We start from the raw sequence: 22,297 nt of genomic DNA on the forward strand, positions 1-22,297 counted from the left end.
GAGTCGGGAGTGGTCTGGCCGGGCGGCGGCGCCTGGCGTGCCGACGGCGAGGATCTCGCCCCGCGCCTGCCCTGCCGGCGTGCGGAGGCCGCATCGCCGGCCTGTATACGGCGGTCACGGGTCGCCCTGAACAGGCGCCCGTCAGCCGGCTGAGGCGAGGCCGGAGCCGAGGTCGCGGGCCAGGTGGGCGGCGCCGAGGACGCCGGCGTTCTCGCCCAGGGTGGCGGGGAGCAGCGGGGGCAGAGGGAGTGGGCCGTGCCGGTCGGCGAGGGCGGCGCGCAGCGGGGTGAACAGTGTGTCGCCGGCCTCGGACAGGCCGCCGCCGATGATGACGACCTCGGGGTCGCGCAGGGCGATCGCGGTGAGGAGGCCGTCGGCCAGCGCGTCGATCATGCCGGTCCAGACGGTGGTCGCGTCCGGTTCGCCGGCAGCGGTGCGGGCGGCGATCTCCGTGACCGGTAGGTCCTCGCCGGTGCGGGCGGTGTAGGCGCGGGCGACCGCGGGCGCGCCGACGATCGCCTCCAGGCAGCCGTTGCGCCCGCACCCGCAGGCGGGACCGCCGGGGCGGACGATCACGTGGCCGAGCTCGCCGGCGGTGCCGTGCGCGCCGGTCACGGCTGCCCCGCCGACCACGTGGGCGGCGGCCACACCGGTGCCGAGCGGCACGAACAGCGCATCGCGGTGGCCGCCGGCCCGCGCCTCGGCCAGCCCGCCGGCCCGCACGTCGTGGCCGAGGGCTACCGGGAGGCCGAGCCGTTCGCGGAGCAGAGCGCGCAGCGGTACGTCCCGCCACCCGATGTTCGCGGAGTAGCGGGCTATGCCCGGAACCTCGTCGACGAAGCCGGGGACCACGACGCCGACGGCATCGGGAGTTCCCGGGCAGTCGGCGACGAGCCGGGCGGCCACGTCGAGGAGGGCGGCGACAACCGCGTCCGGGCCGAGTTCGCGCCCGGTGGGCCGGCGGAAGAGGGTTCGTGCGCGCCCGTCTGCGCCGACGACCGCGCACTTCATTGTGGTGCCGCCGACGTCGATGGCAATCACATCGCCCAGGCTTCCCCCGGTCAGAGCAACCACGGCACCCGCACTGCCGACGTCACCGGCATGGCCGGCGTCGCCCACGCCACGAGCATCAACGACAGTCGTGTCGCGACGGGAGGCGTCGTCCGTGTCGCCGCGGAAGGCATCGCCCGTGGAGCCGCGGAAAGCATCGCCCGTGGCGTGGGAGGCGTCGTCGGACGTGTTCATCAGGCCATGCTGACGACGGTGCCGGTGTGCCGTGCGCGTTCCGCCGCCCACACCACCCGGTGACTTGCGAGGCTTGCCTCCGCGTCGGACAGCAGCAGCGACGCGTCGTCCGTCGCGACCGCGGACAGGAATCTGTCGGTGAGCGCCCAGTCCGCGTCGCTGTGGTCGGCGGAGATGTCGTCGGCGATCGAGACCGTCTCCTCGTCGCCGGTGCGGAAGTCGACGATCCGCAGGCTGGCCCCGTCGCCGTCGATGTAGCCGTGGGTGCCGAAGAAGCGGGTCTTGCGCTGCTCGAAGGGGCTGAACGCGGTCATCGTGAACGAGCAGGTGGTGCCGTCCGCGAATTCCATGCTCACCACCTGGTGGTCGACCGCGTCGTTGTCGCTGTCGTAGACGCACCTGCCGTACGGGCCGGTCCGCAGTGCGGCGAGGACGCCCGCCTCGGTGTGGTCCGCGGTTACGGCGGAGAGCGGCCAGAACTCGCGGTCCGGGTCGCCGAGGCAGCCGAGGTAGAGCTGCTTCGCGGAGTACGGGCAGGTGGGCTCGATCGGGCAGTCCAGGCACCTGGAGGCGGCTCCGGCCGGGCGGGACGAGGGGCGGAAGTGGGAGAGCCGCCCGAACGAGTGGACTCGGGACACCGGGCTGCCGATCAGGTACAGCAGCCAGTCGATGTCGTGGCAGGCCTTGGCCAGCAGCATGGGGGAGGAGGTCCGGCTGTTGCTCCACTCGCCGCGGACGAACGAGTGGGCCTGGTGCCACCAGCCGACCGGCTCCAGGTGCTGCACGCTCATCACCTGCCCGATCCGGCCGCTGTCGAGCAGATCCTTGAGCACCGAGGTATACGCCGTGTAACGGAGAACGTGACAGAGTGCGAAGATGACCTTGTTTCGGGAGACCGCGTCGGCGATCAGGATCGACTCTTCCTCGGTCGGCGCCATCGGCTTTTCAAGCATCAGGTGATAACCCAGGTCGGCGAGCGCGACGGCCGGGCCGGTGTGCACGCGGTCCGGCGTGGCGACGATCGCCGCGTCCGCAAGCTTTCCGGCGGCGGCGAGCTGCTCCCAGTCCTGGAACTGAGCCGAGGGGGAGAGGCTGAATTCGGCCGCGAACCGTGTGCGGCGTCCTTCGTCGGGTTCGGCCACGGCGACCACCCGGGCGGCGCCGGTGGAGACCGCGCGCCGCGCGTAGCCCTGACCCCGGAGTCCGGCGCCGACGACCACTAAGCTGACCTGATTCACGTTGTCTCACTTTCTATGGTCTCCACAATTAGTGGCGTGCGGGACCGCCTTGTCAAGACCGGAAGAGGAGGGCCGATGCCGGAGGAGATCCTCGGCGGCGACCTGTCGCGGCTGCGGCAGCTCAACACGCAGACCGCGCTGCGGGTGCTGCGCGCCGCGGAGTCGATGACGCTCACCGAGCTGGCCAAGCGCACCGGCCTGTCCCGCGCCTCGACCGAGGACGTGGTGGACGACCTGCTCGCCCAGCGCTGGGTGGCGGAGGTGCCGCCGGCCGCGGGCGTGATGGGCCGCCCGGCGCGGCGCTACCGGTTCCGCGGCGACGCCGGTCATGCGCTCGGCGTGGACATCGGCGGCCACCGGGTCCGGGCCGTGGTCACCGACCTGGACGGCACCGTGCTGGGCCGCGCGCAGGCCGAGGTGCCGGAGGCGGCCGGCCGGGAGAAGCGCCTGGCCGCGGCGGACGAGATGGTGGCCGAGAGCCTGCGGGACAGCGGCGTGGACGCGGCCGATCTGTGGGCCGTGGGCGTGGGGACGAGCGGCCTGGTCGACCCGACCGGCAAGGTGGTGCTCTCGGTCGCCATCCCGGAGTGGACCGGGCTGAACCTCGCGGAGCACTTCCACGGGCAGATGCGCAAGGAGGTGCTCGTCGACAACGACGGCCGGCTGGCCGCGCTTGCGGAGCAGTGGCGCGGCGTGGCCCGCTACGCCAAGGACTTCGTCTACCTGCTTGCCGGTCTGCGCACCGGCCTGGGCCTGGTGATCGACGGCAAGCTGCACCGGGGGTTCGGCGGCGCGGCGGGCGAGGTGGGCGCGCTGCCGGTGACCGGCTGGATCCGCGCGCAGGAGCACCTGGCGAAGTGGGACGGCGATGCGGGCGACCTGTTCGCGGCCGCGCGGGCGGGGAACCGGGCTGCGCTCGGGGCGGTCCGGCGGTACGTCAAGGATCTGTCGATCGGGACGGCCTCGCTTGTGATGACGCTCGACCCGCAGATGGTGGTGCTCGGCGGCGGTTTCTCGCGCTCGGCGGACGTGCTGCTGGAGCCGTTGCGGCGGGAGCTGGACAGGCAGTGCCTCCGGACGCCCGAGGTGCGTGCATCTACACTCGGTGAGGAAAGCGTCGCTCTGGGTGCTGTTCGTCTCGCGCTGGATCATGCCGAGCGCACGATGTTCGCCGGACCCGGCCCGGCCGAAGAGCTGAAGTCTTGACAAACTTTCTGTGGAGACCATTAATAGTCCCAACCCTGACGGCTGACAGGGCCGGTGCGGAAGGACTATCCCCATGGCATGGATCGGACGGGCTGCTGCCACCCTTGTGGGTGTCACTGCTCTTCTCGTGAGCACCACGGCCTGCGGCAGTGGTGATACCGGTAGTGACGACCCGAACGCGAAGGTCACGTTGTCGTACGCGGTGTGGGACAAGAACCAGGTCCCTGCCATGCAGCAACTGGCCACGGCGTTCACCCAGGAGAACCCGAACATCACCATCGACGTCCAGCTCACCCCGTGGGAGACGTACTGGACGAAGATGAAGGCGGCGGCAACCGGAGGCGCGGCACCAGACGTCTTCTGGATGAACGGGCCGAACTACCAGCTCTACGCGACAAACGGCGTGCTGGCCGAGCTGGACGAGAAGATCGCGGCCGACAAGGTCGACCTCACCGCGTACCCCAAGGCGCTCGTGGATCTCTACACGGTCGACGGCAAGCACTACGGCCTGCCGAAGGACTTCGACACCGTGGGGCTCTGGTACAACAAGGAGCTGTTCGACGCGGCCGGCGTCGCCTACCCGGACGCGACCTGGACGTGGGACACGTTCAAGGCCGCGGCCGCGAAGCTGACGGACAAGGGCAAGGGCCAGTACGCGATCGGCGCGAACCTGTCCTCCGCGCAGGAGTACCAGTACAACACGATCTTCCAGGCGGGCGGCTCGGTCATCTCGGCCGACGCCAAGAAGAGCGGTTACGCGGACCCGGCGACAATCGCGGGCCTGAAGTTCTGGACCGACCTGATCAAGGCGGGGTACTCCCCGGACCTGAAGACCATGACTGACACGGTGCCGCTCAACCTCTTCGAGTCCGGCAAGACCGCGATGTACTACGGCGGCTCCTGGAACGTCGCCGAGTTCACCGCCAACGACTACACAAAGACGCGGGTGGACGTGGCGCCGCTGCCCAAGGGCGTCAAGGCCGCCACGGTCATCCACGGCCTCGCGAACGTGGTCTCCGCCAAGAGCGATCACCCGAACCAGGCCTGGTCGTTCGTCAAGTACCTCGGCTCGCAGAAGGCGGCGGAGCAGCTCGGCAAGAGCGGCGTCATCCCGGCCTACAACGGCACGCAGACCGCGTGGGCCGCGGCGCACCCGGAGCTGAAGTTGCAGGCCGCGTTCCTCGACCAGGTGCCGACCGCGGTGCCGTACCCGATCTCCCGGAACACCGCCGCCTGGCAGGAGCTGGAGACCACCTACCTGACGCCCGCCTGGAACCAGCAGAAGGACGTCGCGGCCGCCGCCGCGGAGCTGGCCAAGGCCATGGACGAGAGCCTCGCGAAGGAATGAGCGTCGTCTCGGAGGCGCCCGGCGCCGCGGTGAAAGCCGCGGCGCCGGTCCGCAAAAAGCCACAGGGCAGATGGGCAGAAGCCTTCTGGGGGTACGCGATGATCGCGCCCACCGGACTCGGGCTGATCGTCTTCTACCTCTGGCCGGTCGTGCAGACCGCGTACCTGAGCTTCACCAAGACCGGGCCGTTCGGCGGCGCGGCCGACTGGGTGGGCCTGGACAACTACCGGGAGCTGGTCTCGGACCCCGAGGTCGGTACCGCGCTGCTCAACACCATCGAGTACACGGTGCTCGGCCTGGTCGGCGTGCCGGTCGCGGTGATCTTCGCGGCGCTGCTCAGCCGGCCCGGACTGCGCGGCGTGGCGATCTACCGCACGTTCTTCTTCCTGCCCGTGGTCACCACGCCGGTCGCGGTCGCGATGATCTGGAAGTGGCTCTACAACGGCGACTTCGGCATCATCAACTACGTGCTGTCGCTTGTCGGCATCGAGGGACCACACTGGATCGCGGATCCGGCGACCGCGCTCTACGCGATGGTCGTGGTCGGCATCTGGATGGGCCTCGGCTACAACCTGGTCATCTTCATCGCGGGCATCCAGTCCATCCCGAAGCACTACTACGAGGCGGCTGCGCTCGACGGCGCCGGGCCGATCGCGCAGTTCCTCCGGATCACGGTGCCGCTGCTGTCGCCGACCATCTTCTTCATCTCGGTGGTCTCGGTGATCGGCTCGCTGCAACTGTTCGACCTGGTCTACGTGCTGATGGGCGGGTCAAGCCAGAGCTCGCGGGCGAACCCGGCGTTCCCGAGCACCGAGACGATCGTCTACCTGTTCTACTCCAAGGCCTTCCAGACCAACGACAAGGGGTACGGCGCCGCGATCGCCATGCTTCTGCTTGTCATCATCGTCGTGCTCACCGCGGTGCAGTTCCGCCTGCAGAAGAAGTGGGTGACGTATGCGTAGCCGGCCGCTTGTGCACGTGCTGCTGGCGCTCGGCGCGCTCGGCATGGTCGCGCCGTTCATCTGGCAGTTCCTGACCTCGCTGAAGACGCTTCAGCACGCCACCCAGGTGCCGCCGACGCTGACGCCCGACTGGCGGTGGCGCAACTACACGCAGATCTTCGAGCTGGTGCCGTTCGGCCAGCAGTTCCTCAACACGCTGATCATGACGGGGGCGCGGGCGCTGGGGCAGGTGCTGTTCTGCTCGATGGCGGCGTACGCGTTCGCGAGGTTGCGCTTTCCCGGGCGTACCCTCATCTTCGGTGTGTTCCTGTCTGTTCTCATGGTGCCGCCGCAGCTGTTCATCATCCCGCAGTACGAGATCATCGCGCGCCTCGGCTGGCTCAACAGCCTGCCCGCGCTGATCGTGCCCGGCCTGTTCAGCGCGTTCGGCACGTTCCTGCTGCGGCAGTTCTTCCTCGGCCTGCCTGTCGAACTCGACGAGGCCGCGCGGCTGGACGGTGCGAACCCGCTGCGCATCTGGTGGTCCATCATGATGCCGCTGGCCCGGCCCGGCCTGGTCGCGCTCGGCATCCTGACCACCATCTGGTCGTGGAACGACTTCTTCTGGCCGCTCGTGGTGAACAACGACCCGGAGAAGATGACGCTCTCCGCAGGTCTCGCGTCGCTGCAGGGCCAGTTCATGACCGACTACCCGGTGCTGATGGCCGGGTCGCTGCTCGCGTCGCTGCCGGTCATCGCGGTCTTCGTGGTCATGCAGCGCCAGTTCGTGCAGGGCATCGCGTTCACCGGCTCCAAGGGCTGAACCGGCTCCAAGGGCTAAGCCGGCGCCAAGGGCTGCATCGGCTCCAAGGGCTGAGCACCGGCCGGACATATGCGGGAGGGCCGCCGGTCCTCCCGCATATCGGACGTCACCGAGCCCGCGTCCCGCCTCCCTCCTGACGGGTGTCCGACATGGACAACCGATCCCGGCGCCCATCGCGTCTCTGGGTGAGGAGTCCGAGGAGGCACACATGCGCCGACTGTCCATCGCCCTCGTGGCGGGTGTTCTGACCGCCCTCACACTGAGCGCGCCCGCCGAGGCCGTTCCCGTCCCGCCGGATCCGTCGCTCGTCAGGGCCGCCACCGCCGCCCCGCCGCCCGGGTCCGGCTGGGTGCTCATCCCCAGCCCGCCGTTCGACCTGCCGGCCGGCCCGCTCTGCGACTTCGCGGTGCACGGCGACCCGATCGAGGACGAGGTCTACTACAAGACCCTGAGCACGCACCCGGACGGCTCGGTCCACGTCGAGACCGCGACCGGCCCGCTTGTCTACCGGCTGACGAACGTCTCCACCGGCAGGACCGCCGTGGGCGACGCCAGCGCCAGCGGCTTCCTCATCCACCATGCGGACGGCGCCCGCACCTATCTGAACCACGGGCCGCTCCTGGTCGGATTCCGGGAGGGGCAGGGCAACCTGGCGCGGGGCTTCTACGAGATCGACGGCCCCGCCTGGACGCTGCAGATCACTGCCGACAACCACCGCACCGTCTCCGGGGCCTACCACGTCGTGCAGAACGTCTGCACGACGCTGAGCTGACGGAGTCGTACCGCCGCGCGTTTGTGAATGACGGGGGCGGTCGGCGCCGGGTCCCGGGGGTGGACCCGGCGCCGACCGGGGTCAGTCGGTCCAGCGGCGGATCAGCGCGGCCTGACCGGTCCTGTCGCCGGACGGGCCGATGAGGTTCCAGATGGTGACATCCTCTATCCAGAACGGCTGGCCGTCCGCGGTGACCCGGGGTCCGCGGTAGTCCGAGGCGAAACCCTTGAGGCGCACCGACTCCAACACGGCGGCGCGGGACTCCCGGTCCTGTGCGCCCGCGGAGAGCCGGGACGGCAGGCCGACGAAGTCGTCCCAGGAGTAGCCGAACAGCTGCTGCGCGGTCAGGTTCGCGTAGATGAACAGCGGGTCAGCTGACGTGTCGTGGGCAAGCAGGCCGAACGGCGCCTCGTAGAGCCACTCGGCCGCCCGCAGGCCGCGCAGGCCGTCCGGGACCAGCGGCTCGCCGACAAGCGTGCGGTAGCTGTCGGCGAGCAGGTCGGCGAACATGTCCAGGGTCATCGCTGTTCCTCACCGTCCTCGGCGCGCGGCCGGTCCGGCGCCCACCGAAGCGACGTGCGGCGAGCCCGGAAGGTAGACGACTGTGACCGTCCCCACGGAAATCGGCGGGCCGGCAACGGCGGGCTGCTCCGGGGAAGCCCGCGATCACCCCGGGTACGGCCCGCCGCCGACGGTGAAGGTGGCGCCCGCGCCGGGCTCGCTGCGCACCGTCAGATCGCCACCGTGCGCCTGGGCGATCTTGCGGGCGATGGTGAGGCCGAGCCCGCTGCCGCCGGTGGCCCGGCTGCGCGACGCGTCCGCCCGCCAGAACCTGTCGAACACGCGCGGCAGGTCCCCGGGCGCGATACCGGCACCGGTGTCCGCGACCTCGATCCCACCGGGCGTCAGTGCGAGCGTGACCACGCCGCCGTCCGGCGTGTGCCGGACCGCGTTGCCGACCAGGTTGCCGATCAGCTGACGCGTCCGCTCCGGGTCCACGACAGCGGTCCGGGGCTGCGGTGCGTCGACGAGCAGCGTGACGCCGGCGCGCGCGGCCGTGCCCCGGTGCGCGTCCGCGACCTGGCCCAGCAGCTCCCGCAGATCGCAGCGGACCGGGTGCAGGCGCAGGTCCCCGGCGTCCGCGGCGGCCAGGTCGCGCAGGTCGTCGATCACGTGCTGGAGCAGCACCGCCTCGTCGAGGAGCAGATCGACGAGCGGGCGGTCGATCGGCGCGAGCCCGTCCTGGGCCGCCTCCAGCCAGCTGCGGATGTTCGTCAGCGGCGTCCGCAGTTCGTGCGCGACGTCGCCGACCATCTCCCGCCGCCGCGCCTCCGTGCCGACCCGCCGCGCGTCCAGGTCGTTGAGCGCGGCCGCGAGCCGGCCGATCTCGTCCGCGCGGCCGACCGGCACGACCGGGAAGCCGCCGGTACGCGTCGCCGCCTCGGTGAGCCGGGTCAGCGGCCGGACCAGCCGCCCGCCGATCACGACCGTGACAAGCACCGCGACGGCAAGCACCGCGGCGGTGACGGCGGCGATCCGGGCCGTGTTGCCTGTCGACAGGTCGAACACCGGTGGCGCCTCGGCCGACGCCGGATCCGTGACGAACAGCAGCACCGGCGGGGCCGTGTACGGCCGCAGCTGCGCCTTCCGTGCCTCGAACGCGCACTCCCGTACCCGCTGATCGCTGTCCGCGGCGGCGCCGGCAAGCGTGAACCCGACCGGGTCGAACCAGATCTCCAACCCGTCGTGGGGGAGCCCGGCGCAGCGCGCTGTCGCGGCAGTCAGCTCCCGCAGCGGCCCGGCCTCGGTCGGCGTCGGCGCGCGCAGGTCACCTGGGTCGCACGTCCCGGCCGGTCCGCCACGCACTGCCAGTCGCCCGGTGGGCAGTGTGACGATCTCCGCCTCCACACCGCGGTTCCGTATGCAGTCCTGGATGGACCGCGCCGACTTCCACATCTGTGCGGTCTCCTCGGGCGGCAGCCGGTACGGCCCGGTCACCCGCGGATCGATGCGGCCCGGCGCACCGCTGATCGTGAGGTCGAGGTCGAGCGGGTCGATGAGCGCGGACGGCCGGGCACGGAGCAGCGACGGCCCGGCCCCGGTCTCGGCGATCAGCTGCCGGTCCGCGGTCATCAGCGTGATCCGCCGATCCCCGCGGCCGCTGAGCAGCAGGTCCGCCGCGCCGGCCCAGTCGGTGTGGGTGGCCGCGTGCGCGATGAGCGAGTCGTAGAGCGCCCGGTCGTCCGCGAGCGCCCGGCCCTGCTCCTGGCGCAGCGTGCGCGTGGTGGTCTCGACGGCAAGCCAGGCGGTGGCCGTGATCGCGCAGACCGCGATCAGCACTGACACGGCAAGCAACCGGACCACAAGGCTGCGCCGCCACGGTACGCCGCCCGTGCCGCTCATGGGGCGAGCTTGTAGCCGACGCCGTACACGGTCAGCAGCCGTACCGGGTGCCGTGGATCGTCCTCGATCTTGCGCCGCAGGTTCATCACGTGCGAGTCGATGGTCCGCTCGGTGGACTCCCGGATCAGCCCGGCGGTCTGCACGAGCAGCTGGGCGCGGCTGAACACCCGGCCCGGCTGGTCGGCGAGCGTGGCGAGGATTGCGAACTCGCCCGGCGTGCAGTCGACCGGCCGCCCGTCAAGCAGGACCTGGTGCCGGTCCAGGTGGACGGTGAGCGCGCCGGCCCGGCGGACGGCGCCGGGCTCCGCACGGGCGCGCCGGAGCAGCGTGCGGACCCGGGCCATCAGCTGCCGTGGGCTGTACGGCTTCGTCACGTAGTCGTCCGCGCCGGTGTCCAGCCCGGTCAGCACGTCGTCCTCGGCGGCGCGTGCGGTGAGCATCAGCACCGGCACGTCTGACCAGGCGCGGATCCGCCGGCAGGCCTCGACGCCGTCCAGGCCCGGCATCAGCAGGTCCAGGACGACCAGGTCCGCATCCGCCGCCATCGACACCGCGGCGTAACCGTCGGTGACCATGATGGCCCGATGGCCCTCGGCCTCAAGGTAGCGCCGGAGCACCTCGGCCTGACGCGGGTCGTCCTCCGCCACGAGCACGTTCGCACACATGACGGCAGATCCTAGAGCGTCCGGGCCGTGCGGAACGTCGACGAACCTCACAGCGCGCTCCCGACAGGTTCCACACAATCCGTGATCAGGATCGGCGGGCAGGTTTCGTCCCACAGCACCGGAGGATCACCACCGATGAAGCGATTCACCCTCGTCCTGGCCGCGACCGGCGTCATTGCGGCGCTGACCGGCTGCGGCGGTGCCGACCCGCAGGCCGGCGACGACGTGCCCACGTTGGTGACGCCCGGCGCGGCTGCGGCGGCCTCCGGGTCGGCACCCGCCGGTGCGGAGCGGCCGGTCATCCGCCCGGACGCGACCGAGGAGGAGATCACGCGGCTGGAGAACCTCTGGGCCGCGTGTCTGGTCGCCGCGGGCGTGCCGCACCACGTCGACGAGGCCGGCAACTACGGCAAACCGGAGGTCGACCTGGCCGATCCGCAGTACCGGGCCGCCGTGGACTCCTGTGCCGCCACCCAGCCGGAGAGCTGGCTCGACCGGGAGCGCCGGACGGACCCGAAGTTCACCGACCGGCTGCTTGAGGCGGTCGCCTGCCTCAAGGCGAAGGGATATCAGGCCCGGGTCGACACCGAGGGCGACCCGCGCATCGCCTACGCCACCACCGAGGAGTTCATGAGGGCGGACGCGGACGAGAACACCTGCCTCCGGGAGGCGTTCGCGCCCGCGGGGTAGGCCTTACCGCTGCGGCCGGTGCAGGCTGTCCACCGAGATGGTGAGCAGGACGCGCTCCTGACCACCGGCGCCGCTGTAGCCGGGGTACGGGCGGCCGATGTACCGCTGGGCCAGCTCGTCGATGTTCTCGCGGGCGCCGTCCTGGGTGGCCGACACCACGGTGCCGCGCACGGCCCAGGACCGCAGCGGCGCGTCCGGGTCGGCGATGCCGACGGCGACCCGGGCGTCCCGCGCGATGTTGCGGTTCTTCTGGTGGGTCTCCACCGTGTTGATCAGGATGTGCTCGCCGTCCGTACCGGCCCAGGTCTGGGAGATCTGCGGGGAGCCGTCCGGCATCAGCGTGGTGACGAAGCAGATCGCCTTGCCGTTGAGCACGCGGAGCAGGTCGTCGGGGAGTGGCATGTGCTGTTCCTTCATCTCTTGGGATCCTGGTAGAGGTGGTCGATGACCGTCTCGTCCGGCGCGGTGCCGGGCAGATCGGCGTGTTGCAGCCCGGCCAGCGCCACCGCGAGCGCCCGGCGCCACAGCTGCGGCGCGACGGTGCGGGACGCGTCCATCACGCTGCCCACCATCAGGTGCGCGGCCGCGAAGTCGCCGGACGTGACGCCGGAGGGCAGTTGGCCGGCGCGCACGGCCCGCGCGACCAGCCCGGTGATCACCGGCGTCATCCGCTCGCCGGCCCGCAGCACCAGCGCGGACGACTGCCGGCGGCCGCGGAGCAGCTCGCCGAGGCCGCGGCTCTCCGACTCCAGCTCCAGCTGCCGTTCGAGGAACCGGGTGAGCCCGGCGAGCGCGTCGTCCTCCCGCGCCGCCTCCTCCGCGAAGCCGATGACCGCGTCGATGTGCGCGGAGAAGAGCGCGTCGAGCAGGTCCTGCCGCTGCGGGAACCGGCGGTAGACGGTGCCCAGCCCGGTGCCGGCCGCGCGGGCGATCTCCTCGTAGGTGACGTCCAGCCCGGCGGTGGCCATCAGGTCGTAGGCGGTGCGCAGCAGCAGTTGCCTGTTGCGTTCGGCATCGCGGCGCAGGGGAGGGGGCGGCTCGGTCACGCCCCGATACTACGGAAGTGGAGGATCTTTTTCCAAGTTGATTTTTTATTCCACTTTCTGCGTACAGTGGCGGCGTCCACAGCACGCACCACACCTGGAGCACCGATGGAAGACCTCGTCACGCCGTTTCCGATCTCGGTACCGGACGCCGATCTGCTCGACCTCCGGCGCCGCCTGGCCGACACCCGCTGGCCGGACCGGGAGACGGTCGCGGACGCCGGCCAGGGCCCGCAGCTCGATCGGATCCGCGCGCTCTGCGACTACTGGGCCACCGGTTAACTTCAACCTCCCGCTTGTGTTCCCGACGGCGGCTGAGATGAGCGAGGCGACGCCCGAGGGACAGCGCATGATGGCGCGCGCGCAGCACTACCAGGACCAGCTCGACGGGTACGCCCGGGAGCAGGCCACCCGCCCGCAGACGATCGGATACGCGCTCGCTGACTCGCCCGTGGGGCTGGCCGCCTGGATCTACACGCTCTTCCAGGACGTGACTGACAACGACGGCGACCCGGAGAAGGCCGTCGACCGGGACGAGATCCTCGACGACATCATGCTCTACTGGCTGCCCAACGCGGCCGCGTCCGCGGGAGCGGGAAGATGGGTTCAGGTGTGGTGGGCGAGCGCGTCCGGGGTGTCGACGTCGAGGTCGTCGGCCACGTCGCCGACCTCGACAACTGTCACTGCGGCGGCGTGCGTGCGCAGGTAGTCGCGGGCACCGTGGTCGCCGGTCGCGGAGGCGGCCACCCCGGCCCAGTGCGCGCGGCCGAGCAGCACCGGGTGTCCGCGACGAGGTCCGTAGCCGCCCATGACAAGCGCGTCCGGCGAGGCGTGCGCGGCGACGCGGCGAACCGCCTCCGGGGTGACGCCGGGCATGTCGACCAGGAGCACAAGCGCGGCGTCGGCGGTGGTGGCGGCCAGGGCGGCAAGGCCCACCCGCAGCGACGAGGCCATGCCGGTCGCCCAGCCGGGGTTGTCGACGAAGCGCAGTTCCGGCGCGGCGGCCCGCACGGCGGACGCCTCCGCACCCACCACCACGAGGGCACGGCCGCAGCCGCCGGCCAGCGCGAGCCCGGCGGCGTGGCGCACAAGCGGCTGCCCGCGGAACGGCACCAGCGCCTTGGCCATCCCGTATCGCCGCCCGGCGCCGGCGGCGAGCACCAGCCCGGTCACGTCCACCGGGCGAGCATATCGGCCGGCCGGTGGCCGACGGCATATCCGCTGCCGGGGCCGGGTCTGTCGTCCGTGTGTGGGGTGCGTGGGGCGGGTATGGTCGCGCGGGGCGCGTGTGATCAACACCGGGCGCCCGCGCGAAAGGGGACACGGTGGGGCATCCGGGAGATCGGGACAGCGTGCGGCTGGCCGTGGTGGTGGGCGCGCTCGGTGTGGTCTTCGGTGACATCGGGACCAGCCCGATCTACACCATGCAGATCATCTTCAATCCGGCCGACCCGCATCCGGTGCCGGTCAGCACCGGCAACGTCTTCGGCGTGGTGTCGCTGATCTTCTGGTCCGTGATGGTCATCGTGACTGTCACCTACGTGCTGCTGGCGATGCGGATCGACAACGACGGCGAGGGCGGCATCATGGCGCTGATCTCGCTGCTGCGCCGCCGGGCCGCGCCGGGCCGGCGGACCGCACCGGTGCTCGCCGCGCTCGGGATCTTCGGTGCATCGCTGTTCTTCGGCGACAGCATGATCACGCCGGCGATCTCGGTGCTGTCCGCGGTGGAGGGCGTCAAAGTCATCCAGCCGTCGCTCGAGTCGCTCGTCGTGCCGATCACCGCGGTCATCATCGTGGTGCTGTTCGCGGTGCAGCGACGTGGGACCGCCGCTGTCGGCCGGGTGTTCGGCCCGGTGATGATCGCCTGGTTCCTCGCGATCGGCGGGCTCGGCATCACCGGCATCATCATGCGCCCGGAGATCCTCAAGGCGCTGTCGCCGACGTACGCGATCGGGTTCCTCGCCGGGCACTTCGACATCGCGTTCTTCGCGCTGGCCGCGATCGTGCTCGCGGTGACCGGCGCGGAGGCGCTCTACGCGGACATGGGCCACTTCGGGCGCCGGTCGATCGCTCGCGGCTGGCTGTTCCTGGTGCTGCCCGCGGGCACGCTCAGCTACCTCGGCCAGGGCGCGCTGATCCTTGACGACCCGGCCAACATCAGCAGCCCGTTCTTCCTGCTCGCGCCGGAGTGGTCGCGCCTGCCGCTGGTGCTGCTGGCCACCGCGGCCACGGTGATCGCGGCCCAGGCAGTGATCACCGGCGCGTACTCGGTCGCGTCGCAGGCCGGGAAGCTCGGCTACCTGCCCCGGCTGCGGATCGCGCACACCTCGGAGTCGTCGATCGGCCAGATCTACGTACCGTGGATCAACTGGCTCCTGATGTTCTCGGTGCTGACGCTTGTCTTCGCGTTCCGGAGCTCGGCCGCGCTCGCCTACGCGTTCGGCATGGCGGTCACCGGCACGATCACCATCGCCACTGTGCTGTTCCTCTACGTGGCCCGGCACCGCTGGGGCACGTCGTGGTGGCTGCTCGGCGCGCTCGCGTTCGTGCTGCTCGGCGTGGACCTGCTGTTCCTCGCCGCGAACCTGACGAAGCTTGTGCACGGCGCCTGGCTGCCGCTGGCCATCGCGCTGACCGCGTTTACGCTGATGACCACGTGGCAGCGCGGCCGGCAGGTGGTCACCGCGGAGCGGGAGCGGATCGAGGGCTCGCTGCCGGAGTTCATCGAGCAGGTGCACACCGAGATGGCCGGGATGCCACGGGTGCCGGGCACGGCCGTCTTCCTGAACCGTGGCAAGCGGACCGCGCCGCTTGCCCTGCGCGCGAACGTCGAGCACAACCACGTGCGCCACGAACACGTGATCATCCTGTCGATCGAGACCGAGCCGGTGCCCCGCGTGCCCCGGGAGGAACGGATCACGATCGACGACCTGGGGTACGCCGACGACGGCATCTTCCACGTGGTCGCGCGCTTCGGCTACATGGAGCGCCCGGACGTGCCCGATGCGCTGCGCATACTCGACCCGGACACGACCGAGGGCCGGTTGAACATCGACGAGGCCTCGTTCTTCCTGTCAAAGATCGAGCTGCGCACCGGCACCGCGCCGACGATGGCGCTGTGGCGCAAACGCCTGTTCGTGGCGACCTCGCACATCACCGCGGACGCGGCCGAGTACTTCCGCCTGCCCCGCGAACGTACCGTGATCATGGGCTCGCACATCGAGGTGTGATCGGCTTGACCTTGTGGTAACCGGAAGGCGCACGCTTGTCACATGCTGACGATCAAGGACTTCAGCGAGCTGAGTGGGCTGACCGCACAGACGCTTCGTTATTACCATGCGGAAGGGCTGCTCGTGCCCGCGCACGTCGACGAGCACAGCGGATACCGGTCGTACGAGTTCACGCAGATCGAGGCCGCCGTGCTTGTGACTGTGCTGCGCGGCGCCGGGCTGAGCGTCCGGCAGGTCCGGCGCGCGCTCGACGAGCCGGACACCGCGCTGGAGCTGCTGAACCAGCACGCGGAGGAGGTGGCGGCGCGGCGGCGGGAGCAGGACGAGGCGATCGCGGACGCCCGGGGGCTGCTCACCGAGTGGCCGGATGCGCGCGTGGTGGACGTACCCCCGATGATCGTGGTGTCGGGGTTGACGCAGGGCCGGTACGAGGCTTCCGGCTGGGACGACGGCCTGGCCGACGCGGCGGAGACCGCGCGCGAGCTGGCCGCGCTCGTGGGGGAGGGCGCCGGGCCGCCCTGGTTCGAATGGCCCGCCGTCCGGGAGCTCCGTCAGCAGTGGACGACCGGTCTGGGGAGGCCGCACTGGCAGGTCGGCGTGCCGGTCGAGGCGGAACCCGCGAGCCTGCCCGAGGGCGTGTGGTCGCATCGGCAGGACGGCGGCGCGCACGTCGCGGTGTGGATCCCCGGCCGGTACACGCTTGCGAAGTACGGCGCCGCGCTGTCCCGGCTGGTCGCGCGGCCGGACAGCATGCCGGACTTCACCCGCATCCGGTTCGTGCTGCACCCGGACGGCGTCGAGACGATCGCACCGGTCCTCACGTCGCCCTGACACGGCGACTGCCCGGCCGGAGGATCGGCCGGGCAGTGGGGTCGCACGGTCAGCGGTGCGACCGCAGCCAGGTGCGGACGTCGTTGACGACCTTCGGGTCGGGGTCGCGGAACTGCGCGGCGAACTTCGGCGTGATGTTCATGGTGTGCGCCATGCCCGGGTAGATGATGATTGTGTGGTCCTTGTTGCCGGAGGCGGCGACGGCGGCGTCCGCGGCGAGGGCGGCGCGGGCCGGGGTCTGCAGGTCGTTCTCACCGTTGAGCATCAGCGTCGGGCCGGTGAACGACGGCAGTGCCTCGGTCACGGTCGGGAAGCGCGCGAAGTCGGTGACGTACTCCTTCAGCTCCTCCAGGCCCGGCACGTCCGGGTAGTTGTCGATCCCGGTCGCGGCCCGCAGCACCGGCCCGGCCTCCGCGTCGATCGCGATCTGGCCGTCGCGGTCGGTGTCAGTGCTGTCCAGCACGCCGTCGCCGTCGAGCAGGATCGCGCGGAACTGGTCGGCCGTCGCCTGCGGCAGGCCCACCAGGCCGTCCGACGCCTCGAGTGCGGTCAGCCGGCCATCGGCGTCCACGTCGAACTCGTCGTGCATCTGCAGCAGCTGGCGGCCGTACAGCTGGAGCGTCAGCAGCGTGCGGATGTCCTTGCCGACCACGCCCATCGCGATCACGCCGGCCGGCTTCGGGATGTTGTATTTCGCCGGATCCGAGGCCAGGTTCGCGGCGACGTTCGTGCCCTCGCTGTGGCCGAGCAGGTAGATCTTCGACGGGTCGATCTCCGGCCGTGCCGCACCGAACCGGATCGCCGCGGCGGCGTCCTGCTGGATCTGGTGGTACGGGTTCTCCGGGTGCAGCTGCGCCGGGTCGGTGCTCTCCACCGGGCCGACGTCTGTCACGCCGCGCTTGTTGAACCGCAGCGTCGCGAAACCCTCCCGGCTCGCCCCCTGTGCCAGCGGCACGAACGTCGAGCCCCCACCGTCCGGCAGCGTCTGGTTCATGTCGTTGTAGCCGCTGCCGTGAAGCATGACGACAAGCGGCAGCTTGCCCTTGGCATTGCGCGGGACGGTCAGCTCGGCCTTGGTGACCCAGCCCTTGCCGAAGTCGATCTCGACCTGGGTACGGGTGACACCGGCCCAGCCGGACTGTTCCGCAGTGGTGGCGGTCGAGGCCTTCATGACATCGGCGTTGGCAGCCCCGACGCCCACGCCGACGCCGCCGGCGAGCACGGCGCTGGCGCTGAGCGCGATGAGCAGTTTGCGGTGCTTCTTCGCTGTAGTCATGACAAGAACGCTATTCGCCGGATGCGCCCGCATCGATCCCGTCAGCTGCCCGATCAAGGTACAGCAGGCTGTACCTCGGGGATGCTCGCGGATGCGATCAAGGGCGGAGTCGGATAGACAGTGAGCTATGACGGCGGTCCTGAACGTCCTGCTGGTGGCCACGATGAGCCTGACACCCGTACCGCCGGGGGTGGGTGTCGCACCGGGGGCGCCCGGCGTCGACGAGCAGTACCTTCCGGCGGACAAGTCGGGGCTGCTCACCTCGCGGACGCGGGAGAGCCTGGTCTGGGCGACAGTACAGCGGGAAGGCGGGCTCGGGGAGATCTTCTACCCGACGATCGACGGGCCGAGCGCGCGGTCGCTGACGTTCGCGGTGACGGCGCGCGGCGGCCTGTCCACTGCGGCACGGGTACGGACCGAGCAGCGTGACGGGCTGCGCTTCCGGCAGACCTTCGACGGTGCCGGGTGGCGGCTCACTGCCGACTACACGACCGATCCGGCGCGGTCGACTGTGCTTGTCGACCTGGCGTTCGCGGCGCCGCCCGGCTATGACCTGTTCGCGATCTACGATCCGGCGCTGGGGAACTCCCGGTCCGGCGACACCGGCCGCACCGCCGGGAAAGCGCTGCTGGCGACGGACGGCACGGTGTCAAGCGCGCTGATCGGGGACTTCACTGCCACGTCGAACGGGTTCGCCGGGGTCAGCGACGGGCTCACCGATCTGCGGGACGGGCGGATGGACTGGCGCTACCACCGGGCCGAGGCCGGCAATCTGGTACAGACGGCGGCGCTGAAGGGGCGGCACAGCACGCTCGCACTCGGCTTCGGCGTCACTGAAACGGACGCTGCGGCCACCGCCCGGCGCTCGATGCGGGACGGGTTCGGGGCGGTCGCGCGCGCCTATGCCGGCGGCTGGAACCGGTATGTGGCGGGCCTGACCGAGGCGCCGGCGGGTGCGACGTTGTGGAACACGTCCGCGATGATCCTCGCCGCGTTGGAGGACAAGACCCACCCCGGTGCGTATGTGGCCGCGCCCGCCTCGCCGTGGGCGTTCGGCACTGATGATCCCTCCGGCCCGTACCACCTGGTCTGGTCTCGTGATCTTTATCAGATCGCCGGTGGGCTGATCGCTGCCGGTGACCGGTCCGGGGCCGGCCGCGCGCTCGACTTCCTCTTCACGGTGCAGCAGGGGGCGGACGGCTCGTTCCCCCAGAACTCGAGAGTGGACGGTACGCCGGTCTGGGGCGGACTACAGCTCGACGAGGTGGCGCTGCCGATCGTGCTCGCCTATCAGCTGGGCCGCACCGACACCTGGCCGCACGTGAAACGGGCGGCCGACTTCCTGCTCGGCTATCCGGGGGCGCCGTTCACGCCGCAGGAGCGCTGGGAGAACCAGTCCGGCTACTCGCCGAACACGATCGCCACCACGATCGCGGGACTTGTCTGCGCCGCCTCGATCGCCCTTGCGAACGGTGACCCGGCGTCGGCGGCGCGCTACCTCGACACGGCCGACTCATGGCGGTCCCGGGTGAAGTCGTGGACGGTCACGACCACCGGGCCGTACTCGGCCGAACCCTACTTCCTGCGCCTCACCAAGGACGGGCAGCCGGACGCCGGGACCGCCTACGACATCGGCGACGGCGGCCCGACCGGCGTCGACCAGCGCACAGTCGTCGACCCCAGCTTCCTGGACCTGGTCCGGCTCGGGATCTTCCCGCCGTCCGATCCCGACGTCACCAATAGCCTCGCCGTCGTCGATGCGCAGCTCGGCGTGTCCACTCCGCGCGGCTACTTCTGGCATCGTGCCTCGTTCGACGGCTTCGGCGAGCAGCTCGACGGCAGCCAGTGGGAGTACGACGAACCGGCCGGGTCCCGCGTCTCCCGCGGCCGTGCCTGGCCGCTGCTCTCCGGCGAACGCGGTGAATACGACATCGCGGCCGGGGACGTGCGCACCGCCCGTACCCGGCTGTCGGCGATGACCCGCGCCGCCGGGCCGGGCGGCATGCTCCCCGAACAGGTCTGGGATCTGGCGCCTCCGCACTTCACCCCGGGGACGCCCACGTTCTCGGCGACGCCGCTCGCCTGGTCCCACGCCCAGTACCTGCGCCTCGCCCGCAACCTGGACGCCGGTCGCCTCCTCGACCAGCCGGCCGCGGTCGCGGACCGATACCTCACGAGCGCCGGATCACCGTCATGACAGATCGTCGATGCGGGTGATCACCTTGTCGGCGCTGTGGTGCAGCGTGCGCAGCTCGTCCGGGGTGAGGACGTCGATGAACACGTCGCGGACGCGGGCGACGTGCGCGGGCGCGGCCTGGGCCAGGTACGCGTAGCCGGCGTCGGTCAGGATGGCGTGGGTGTAGCGGCCGTTGGCCGGGTCGGGTTCGCGGGTGGCGAGACCGCGCTTCTCCAGGCGGCTAACCAGGTGCGACAGGCGGGACAGCTCGGCGTTGGCAAGGATGGCGAGGTCGCTCATCCGCATGCGGCGGCCCGGCTGGTCGGCCAGGCCGGCGAGCACGTAGTACTCCAGGAAGCTGAGCTGCGAGTCGCGCTGAAGCTGGGCGTCAAGTGCGCCGGGCAGCCGCTGCAGGAGTTTCATGAAGCCGCGCCAGGCCGCCAGCTCCTCGGTGGTGAGCCAGCGCGGCTCGGGGTCGGACATGCGGTCAGCGTACAAGCCGAGAGTTGACTTGAATGTTCATGTCAGTTAGCTTTTGACTTGAACATTCAAGTGAATGAGAGGGGGAGGGCCGTGATCCAGTCCGACAGCCGGCTGCGCGTGGTGTTCACGGATCTGCGCCGCGCCGTCGACGACGTCATCCTCAAGCACCAGGTCACGCCGGACGAGCTGTCCGCCGTGCTCGACTGGCTCCAGGAGACGGCCGACGCCGGCGAGCTGCGCAGGCTGCGGGTGCTGTTCTTCAAGACCGTGCTCCGGGCGACCGAGGGTGCCGACTACGCGCACCCGGAGAAGGACGGCGCGAGCAACTGGGACATGGGCGGGTCGGCCTACCGCCCCGGCGCGCCGGTACTGCACAGCCCGGCGGTGCTCCCGATGCGCCCGGACGAGCCCGGTGAGCCGCTGTTCGTGTCCGGCGCGGTGCGCACCACCGCTGGCGACCCGGTGCCCGGTGCGGTGCTTGAGGTCTGGCAGATCGGCGCGGACGACATCTACTCCGGCATCGACACCAGCGACTTCCTGCCGCTGAACATCCCGAACGACTCGTCCGGCATCCCCGAGTGGAACCTGCGCGCCACGATCGTCGCGGATGGCGACGGGCACTACGAGTTCCGCACCGTGATGCCGGGCACCGAGACGCTCGGCCTCGACCCGGACGGGCCGCTCGGCGCGCTTACCGAGTCGCTGCGACTACCCGGCCTGCGGCCCCTGCACATCCACTCGATCGTCACCGCCGACGGGATGCTGCCGCTGACCACCCAGATCTACTTCGACGGTGACCCGCTTGTGGAGGCCGCAATCGAAGGTCCGGTGCCCGCGGCCTCGGTCGAGACCACCACGGTCCACGACGACTCCGCGGGCCGGCCGTACCGCACCCTCACCCACGACTACGTCCTCCGTACCCGATGATTGTGGAGTTCCTCATGCGTGCACTGCATATCCCGGCCGCCGGCGAGAAGCCGCAGCTCGGCGAGATCCCCGTTCCGGCCGTCACCGACGGCACCGTGCTGATCCGGGTCCGCGCCGCCGGGCTGAACCCGATGGACAATGCGATCGGCACCGAGTTCCTGGCCCGGATGATGCCGCACGAGTACCCGGTGGTGCTCGGGCGGGACGCCGCAGGTGTCGTGGAGGCGGTCGGTGCCGGGGTGACCCACGTGCGGCCCGGCGACGAGGTGTTCGGCCACATCCTGCGCACCCCGCCGATTCACGCCGGTACGCTCGCCGAGTTCGCGCTGCTGCCGGCCGCGTCGGTGGTGCTCAAGCCTGCCGGGCTCAGCTTCGTCCAGGCCGCCGCGCTGCCGCTTGCCGCCGCTGCCGCCAGTGCGGCCGTCGACGCGGTCGACCCGCAGCCCGGTCAGACCGTGCTGGTCAGCGGCGCGTCCGGCGGCGTCGGCTCGTTCGCGGTCCAGTTCCTCGCCGCGCGGGGCGTCACAGTCGTCGCGACAGGTGCGGACACCGCGCGTCTCAGCGACCTCGGCGCCACCACTGTCCTCGACCGGGCCGCCGGTCCGATCGCCGACCAGGTCCTCGCCGCCTACCCGGACGGCGTGGACGCGCTGGTCAACCTGTTCGGCCGCACCGACGCGGACGTTCCGCTGGCCGCGGTGCGCCGTGGCGGCGTCGTGGCCACGCTTGCGCTGGCGCCCGGACCCGACACGGACGGCCTCACCGTTCACAAGATCATGACGGATGCGCGTGGCGACATCACCGGCCCGATCGCCGCCCGGGCCGCCGCCGGCGAACTCGCCATCGCGGTCGAGTCCGTCGTCCCGCTCGACCAGGCCACCGACGCGCTCGCCGCCATCGCGGCCGGCCGGGCCAAGGGCAAGACCGTGGTGACCCTCGACAGCTGATCGGCGTGTTTTATGTGGGGGCCGGAGCAAGGCGGGTTCCAGGCGCGGGG

General features: G+C 71.0%; 23 protein-coding genes. 13 read left to right on the forward strand and 10 right to left on the reverse strand.

The window, feature by feature from the left end; translation table 11 throughout:
* Window positions 1-141: 141 nt before the first annotated feature.
* Together ACIA8K_RS24980 and ACIA8K_RS24985 are read right to left on the reverse strand one after the other, a co-directional pair.
* A complete protein-coding gene (locus tag ACIA8K_RS24980; protein ID WP_396063214.1) occupies window positions 142-1,245 on the reverse strand; it encodes an ROK family protein in 1,104 nt (367 codons plus the stop codon).
* Entirely contained in the window at window positions 1,245-2,483 is a 1,239-nt protein-coding gene (locus tag ACIA8K_RS24985) for a Gfo/Idh/MocA family protein (protein ID WP_396063216.1), read from the reverse strand. The genes ACIA8K_RS24980 and ACIA8K_RS24985 overlap by 1 nt, the downstream gene beginning before the upstream one ends.
* 75 nt (window positions 2,484-2,558) lie before the next feature.
* Here ACIA8K_RS24985 and ACIA8K_RS24990 point away from each other — a divergent pair, with 75 nt between their 5' ends.
* The 5 genes from ACIA8K_RS24990 to ACIA8K_RS25010 all read left to right on the forward strand — a co-directional run bounded on the left by ACIA8K_RS24990 (window position 2,559) and on the right by ACIA8K_RS25010 (window position 7,573).
* Window positions 2,559-3,689 carry an ROK family protein gene (locus ACIA8K_RS24990; protein ID WP_396063218.1) on the forward strand — a complete coding sequence of 377 codons (1,131 nt, stop codon included), beginning with the start codon at window positions 2,559-2,561 and terminating at the stop codon, window positions 3,687-3,689.
* A 73-nt stretch (window positions 3,690-3,762) separates the two neighbouring features.
* Complete coding sequence (locus tag ACIA8K_RS24995) at window positions 3,763-5,037, forward strand: ABC transporter substrate-binding protein (RefSeq protein WP_396063220.1); 1,275 nt, start codon at window positions 3,763-3,765, stop codon at window positions 5,035-5,037.
* Entirely contained in the window at window positions 5,034-5,999 is a 966-nt protein-coding gene (locus ACIA8K_RS25000) for a carbohydrate ABC transporter permease (protein ID WP_396063222.1), read from the forward strand. Before ACIA8K_RS24995 ends, ACIA8K_RS25000 begins: the two co-directional genes overlap by 4 nt.
* Complete coding sequence (locus ACIA8K_RS25005; protein ID WP_396063224.1) at window positions 5,992-6,801, forward strand: carbohydrate ABC transporter permease; 810 nt, start codon at window positions 5,992-5,994, stop codon at window positions 6,799-6,801. The genes ACIA8K_RS25000 and ACIA8K_RS25005 overlap by 8 nt, the downstream gene beginning before the upstream one ends.
* A 208-nt stretch (window positions 6,802-7,009) precedes the next feature.
* Complete coding sequence (locus ACIA8K_RS25010; RefSeq protein WP_396063226.1) at window positions 7,010-7,573, forward strand: hypothetical protein; 564 nt, start codon at window positions 7,010-7,012, stop codon at window positions 7,571-7,573.
* A gap of 81 nt (window positions 7,574-7,654) precedes the next feature.
* On the opposite strand, the gene ACIA8K_RS25015 is transcribed toward ACIA8K_RS25010, so the two are convergent.
* The 3 genes from ACIA8K_RS25015 to ACIA8K_RS25025 form a co-directional block, all read right to left on the reverse strand.
* Window positions 7,655-8,095: an MEKHLA domain-containing protein gene (locus tag ACIA8K_RS25015; protein WP_396063228.1), complete on the reverse strand. Its 441-nt coding sequence runs from the start codon at window positions 8,093-8,095 to the stop codon at window positions 7,655-7,657.
* 144 nt (window positions 8,096-8,239) lie between these two features.
* Window positions 8,240-9,976 carry a sensor histidine kinase gene (locus ACIA8K_RS25020; RefSeq protein WP_396063230.1) on the reverse strand — a complete coding sequence of 579 codons (1,737 nt, stop codon included), beginning with the start codon at window positions 9,974-9,976 and terminating at the stop codon, window positions 8,240-8,242.
* Window positions 9,973-10,641, reverse strand: coding sequence for a response regulator (locus ACIA8K_RS25025; protein WP_396063232.1), 669 nt, complete (start codon window positions 10,639-10,641; stop codon window positions 9,973-9,975). The genes ACIA8K_RS25020 and ACIA8K_RS25025 overlap by 4 nt, the downstream gene beginning before the upstream one ends.
* A gap of 135 nt (window positions 10,642-10,776) precedes the next feature.
* Between ACIA8K_RS25025 and ACIA8K_RS25030 the strand changes: the two genes are divergently transcribed.
* The gene (locus tag ACIA8K_RS25030) at window positions 10,777-11,331 is read left to right on the forward strand and encodes a hypothetical protein (protein WP_396063234.1); all 555 of its coding nucleotides are present in this window, start codon (window positions 10,777-10,779) and stop codon (window positions 11,329-11,331) included.
* 3 nt (window positions 11,332-11,334) lie between these two features.
* Here the strand turns inward: ACIA8K_RS25030 and ACIA8K_RS25035 are convergent, their stop codons facing one another.
* Entirely contained in the window at window positions 11,335-11,733 is a 399-nt protein-coding gene (locus ACIA8K_RS25035; RefSeq protein ID WP_396063236.1) for a TIGR03618 family F420-dependent PPOX class oxidoreductase, read from the reverse strand.
* Between the two features lie 11 nt (window positions 11,734-11,744).
* A complete protein-coding gene (locus tag ACIA8K_RS25040) occupies window positions 11,745-12,377 on the reverse strand; it encodes a TetR/AcrR family transcriptional regulator (protein ID WP_396063238.1) in 633 nt (210 codons plus the stop codon).
* A 105-nt stretch (window positions 12,378-12,482) separates the two neighbouring features.
* On the opposite strand from ACIA8K_RS25040, the gene ACIA8K_RS25045 reads away from it, so the two are divergent.
* Together ACIA8K_RS25045 and ACIA8K_RS25050 are read left to right on the forward strand one after the other, a co-directional pair.
* Window positions 12,483-12,656 carry an epoxide hydrolase N-terminal domain-containing protein gene (locus ACIA8K_RS25045; protein ID WP_396063240.1) on the forward strand — a complete coding sequence of 58 codons (174 nt, stop codon included), beginning with the start codon at window positions 12,483-12,485 and terminating at the stop codon, window positions 12,654-12,656.
* A 37-nt stretch (window positions 12,657-12,693) separates the two neighbouring features.
* Window positions 12,694-13,083, forward strand: a complete 390-nt coding sequence (locus tag ACIA8K_RS25050; RefSeq protein WP_396063242.1) for a hypothetical protein — start codon at window positions 12,694-12,696, stop codon at window positions 13,081-13,083.
* On the opposite strand, the gene ACIA8K_RS25055 is transcribed toward ACIA8K_RS25050, so the two are convergent.
* Window positions 12,981-13,502, reverse strand: a complete 522-nt coding sequence (locus ACIA8K_RS25055; protein WP_396063533.1) for an NTP transferase domain-containing protein — start codon at window positions 13,500-13,502, stop codon at window positions 12,981-12,983. The two genes, ACIA8K_RS25050 and ACIA8K_RS25055, sit on opposite strands and share 103 nt — an antisense overlap.
* A gap of 197 nt (window positions 13,503-13,699) precedes the next feature.
* Here ACIA8K_RS25055 and ACIA8K_RS25060 point away from each other — a divergent pair, with 197 nt between their 5' ends.
* Window positions 13,700-15,607 (forward strand): potassium transporter Kup, encoded by a 1,908-nt coding sequence (locus tag ACIA8K_RS25060; protein ID WP_396063244.1) that lies wholly within the window; start codon window positions 13,700-13,702, stop codon window positions 15,605-15,607.
* 42 nt (window positions 15,608-15,649) lie between these two features.
* On the forward strand, window positions 15,650-16,438 hold the full coding sequence (locus ACIA8K_RS25065) for a MerR family transcriptional regulator (protein ID WP_396063246.1): 789 nt from the start codon (window positions 15,650-15,652) through the stop codon (window positions 16,436-16,438).
* Between the two features lie 49 nt (window positions 16,439-16,487).
* Here ACIA8K_RS25065 and ACIA8K_RS25070 read toward each other — a convergent pair whose 3' ends face one another.
* A complete protein-coding gene (locus ACIA8K_RS25070) occupies window positions 16,488-17,714 on the reverse strand; it encodes an alpha/beta fold hydrolase (RefSeq protein ID WP_396063248.1) in 1,227 nt (408 codons plus the stop codon).
* A 127-nt stretch (window positions 17,715-17,841) separates the two neighbouring features.
* Between ACIA8K_RS25070 and ACIA8K_RS25075 the strand changes: the two genes are divergently transcribed.
* Window positions 17,842-19,911: a glycoside hydrolase family 15 protein gene (locus ACIA8K_RS25075; protein ID WP_396063250.1), complete on the forward strand. Its 2,070-nt coding sequence runs from the start codon at window positions 17,842-17,844 to the stop codon at window positions 19,909-19,911.
* Here the strand turns inward: ACIA8K_RS25075 and ACIA8K_RS25080 are convergent.
* Window positions 19,906-20,373, reverse strand: a complete 468-nt coding sequence (locus tag ACIA8K_RS25080; RefSeq protein WP_396063252.1) for a MarR family winged helix-turn-helix transcriptional regulator — start codon at window positions 20,371-20,373, stop codon at window positions 19,906-19,908. The two genes, ACIA8K_RS25075 and ACIA8K_RS25080, sit on opposite strands and share 6 nt — an antisense overlap.
* 90 nt (window positions 20,374-20,463) lie before the next feature.
* Here ACIA8K_RS25080 and ACIA8K_RS25085 point away from each other — a divergent pair, with 90 nt between their 5' ends.
* Window positions 20,464-21,300 (forward strand): hypothetical protein, encoded by an 837-nt coding sequence (locus tag ACIA8K_RS25085; RefSeq protein ID WP_396063254.1) that lies wholly within the window; start codon window positions 20,464-20,466, stop codon window positions 21,298-21,300.
* A gap of 14 nt (window positions 21,301-21,314) precedes the next feature.
* Window positions 21,315-22,247 carry an NADP-dependent oxidoreductase gene (locus ACIA8K_RS25090; RefSeq protein ID WP_396063256.1) on the forward strand — a complete coding sequence of 311 codons (933 nt, stop codon included), beginning with the start codon at window positions 21,315-21,317 and terminating at the stop codon, window positions 22,245-22,247.
* Window positions 22,248-22,297 lie beyond the last annotated feature (50 nt).

Origin of the sequence: Catenuloplanes sp. NPDC051500 (genome assembly GCF_044454585.1) — a bacterium.
Classification (GTDB): Bacteria; Actinomycetota; Actinomycetes; order Mycobacteriales; family Micromonosporaceae; genus Catenuloplanes.